Consider the following 2,795-nt stretch of genomic DNA (forward strand, 5'->3'; position numbering starts at 1 on the left):
CCATCTACAAAGAAGCGCTGCAGGTCAGCCGGGTCACCCGGGAGATGTTCTGCCTCATGGAAGGGCGGCACGTGCACCCTTCCACCGTTTACCCGGGCGGGGTTGGCACCATGCCGCAGCCCACCACGTTCACCGACTACCTGTCCCGACTAGTGCGCATCCTCGACTTCGTCAAGAAGGCCGTTGTCATGAACGACGACGTCTTCGACTTCTTCTACGAAGCCCTACCCGGGTACGAGGAAGTCGGCCGACGGCGAGTCCTGCTCGGCTGCTGGGGAGCCTGGCAGAACTACGACGAATGCGACTACCGGTACGAGACGATGAACCAATGGGGCAAGGCGATGTACGTCACCCCGGGCATCATCGTCGACGGCCGGCTGGTCACCAACAACTTGATCGACATCAACCTGGGCATGCGGATCCTGCTCGGCAGCTCCTTCTACGAGGACTGGGCCAACGAGCAGCCTTTCGTCACCCACGATCCGCTCGGCAACCCCGTCGACATGCGCCACCCGTGGAACCAGACCACCATTCCGGTTCCGCAGAAGCGGGACTTCGAGGGGAACTACAGCTGGGTGATGAGCCCCCGCTGGTTCGACGGGACCAACCACTTGGCCTTGGACACCGGTGGCGGTCCGCTCGCCCGGCTGTGGTCCACCGCGCTGTCCGGGTTGGTGGACACCCCCTACGTGAAGTCGACCGGTTCCAGCGTGCAAATCTCCTTGCCGCGCAGCGACGAACTCCCGGAGATGACGCTGGAGTGGAAGATCCCGTACGACAAGAACGGGCAGCCGCTGTCGAACGCTCTGGAACGGGACCGCGCTCGCGCCTACTTCGTCGCCTACTCGGCGGCGATGGCGTTCACCTTCCTTGAGCAGGCGATGGAACTGGTGCGAGCCGGGGACACGAAGGTGTTCAGCAACTACGAAGTGCCGGACGAGGCGATCGGCTGCGGCTTCCACGAGGCGGTCCGCGGTGTGTTGTCGCACCACCTGGTGATCAGGGACGGGAAGATCGCCAACTACCACCCGTACCCACCGACCCCGTGGAACGCCAGCCCCAGGGACAGCTACGGCACGCCGGGACCGTACGAGGACGCGGTCCAGAACATGCCGATATTCGAGGAGAACGGGCCGGACGACTTCAAGGGGATCGACATCATGCGCGCGGTGCGCAGCTTCGACCCCTGCCTGCCGTGCGGCGTGCACATGTACCTCGGGGGCGGGCGGGAACTGCAGCGGACGCACTCCCCGATGTTCGGTGGCTCCCATGGGTGACCGGCTCGACGATGCCGCGCTCGAGCAGCGGTTGGCACTGCTCGACCAGCTGTTGGAGCAGGTCGAGCAGTCGCCCGGACCGGCCACCCGGGCGGCGTTGGAAGCGGTCCGGTTGCTGACCGGGGTGTACGGGGAGGCCCTGGCCAGGGTCCTCCGCCACGTGCCCGCCGACGTGCTGGAGGACTTCCGCTCCGACGAGCTGCTGCGGCACCTGCTGGTGCTGCACGGGCTGGACCCGGATTCGGTGGTCGACCGGGTGCATCGGGCCGTGGCCGAGCTGACCGCACGGCTGGAGCCGGAAGGCGTCCAGGTCCGGTTGCTCGGAGTGGCTGACGGCACGGCCCGGCTGCGGGTCGCCGCTGCCGGCTGCGGGTGCGGCCGGTCCGCCGAGGCCGTTCAACAAGCGGTCACCGAGACCGTGTTGGCGCTGGCGCCGGAGTTGGACCAGGTGCGGGTCGAGCTGGAGCAGCGGACGGAACCCGCTGCTGCTCCCATCCCGGTGGACGCGGTGCTCAGTCGGGTGCGGAGTGCTCGATGAGCAGCGGTGCGCTGCGGCGGTTGATCAGCGCCAGCGGTGAGCAACCGGTGGTGGCGGATCGGTGCGATCTGTGCGGAGCGGAGCTGGTCGACGAGCACCGGCACATCTACGACCGGCGGGAGCAGCAGCTCGTGTGCTCGTGCCGGGAGTGCGCCCTGCTGTTCGGGAAGGAGGCGGCCGCTCAGGGGCGCTTCTGCCTGGTTCCGCAGCGCAGAGTGCGGCTCGAGCCGGTCCCCGTGGACGTGCTCGGCGTCCCCGTGGGGTTGGCTTATTTCGTCCCGCGCGCGGATGGCGTCGTCCAGGCGCACTACCCCAGCCCGCTCGGTCCCGCGCGGTGGGAGGTCGACCCGGGGAGTTGGCGCGCGGTCGAAGCCGGGCAGCACGCACTGCGCAGTTTGACGCCGGACGTGGAGGCCCTGTTGGTGAACACGACTTCCGGCGCCAAGCAGCACTGGATCGTTCCGGTGGACGACTGCTTCCGGCTGGTGGCGTTGGTGCGGCGGGAATGGCGTGGGATTTCCGGGGGAACAACGGTGTGGTCGGAAATCCGGAAGTTCTTTGCCGAGCTGACCGAACAGGAGTGGGGAAGTCATGGGACGCATTCGAGTCGGTGAACCGGACACCACGGTGGACACCCCAACGCACGTCCGGGGGATGCACGAGGGCAATCAAGGACCCCACAGCAAGCAGCGCGGGCACCACCCGGACCGGACAGCGGACGCCCGTCGTGCAACGGGGATCAACTGGAAGCAGCACAACGCGATCCTGGACGTCATGCCGAACATCTCACCGAGTTGATGAGGAGTGGAAATGGCCAAGCGGATGCTGATCGCGCAGGCGGTGGTGCTCGGTGTCGGGCTGGTTGCGCTGGCGGCCAAGGAAATACCCGGAATGATCCGGGAAATCCGGATCTACCGGATGGTCTACCCGAGGCGCGGGAGTTCTTCTCGCCGGGCGGGGAAGGCGTGAGCTGCTGCGGG

5 protein-coding genes are annotated in these 2,795 nt (G+C 67.1%); all 5 read left to right on the forward strand.

Annotated features, from left to right (window positions below):
- The coding region (locus SREC43747_RS0119045) for a nickel-dependent hydrogenase large subunit (protein WP_029722971.1) at positions 1–1,277 on the forward strand (1,277 nt) is incomplete at its 5' end.
- Positions 1,270–1,815: a NifU-related iron-sulfur-binding protein gene (locus SREC43747_RS0119050; protein ID WP_037332721.1), complete on the forward strand. Its 546-nt coding sequence runs from the start codon at positions 1,270–1,272 to the stop codon at positions 1,813–1,815. The genes SREC43747_RS0119045 and SREC43747_RS0119050, both read left to right, overlap by 8 nt.
- Complete coding sequence (locus tag SREC43747_RS0119055) at positions 1,812–2,429, forward strand: DUF5947 family protein (protein ID WP_051388160.1); 618 nt, start codon at positions 1,812–1,814, stop codon at positions 2,427–2,429. Before SREC43747_RS0119050 ends, SREC43747_RS0119055 begins: the two co-directional genes overlap by 4 nt.
- Positions 2,407–2,613, forward strand: coding sequence for a hypothetical protein (locus SREC43747_RS20850; RefSeq protein ID WP_081722699.1), 207 nt, complete (start codon positions 2,407–2,409; stop codon positions 2,611–2,613). Before SREC43747_RS0119055 ends, SREC43747_RS20850 begins: the two co-directional genes overlap by 23 nt.
- A gap of 12 nt (positions 2,614–2,625) precedes the next feature.
- Positions 2,626–2,784, forward strand: a complete 159-nt coding sequence (locus tag SREC43747_RS21640) for a hypothetical protein (RefSeq protein WP_162832393.1) — start codon at positions 2,626–2,628, stop codon at positions 2,782–2,784.
- Positions 2,785–2,795: the final 11 nt, after the last annotated feature.

It is taken from the genome of Saccharopolyspora rectivirgula DSM 43747 (genome assembly GCF_000497205.1).
Taxonomy (GTDB): Bacteria; Actinomycetota; Actinomycetes; order Mycobacteriales; family Pseudonocardiaceae; genus Saccharopolyspora; species Saccharopolyspora rectivirgula.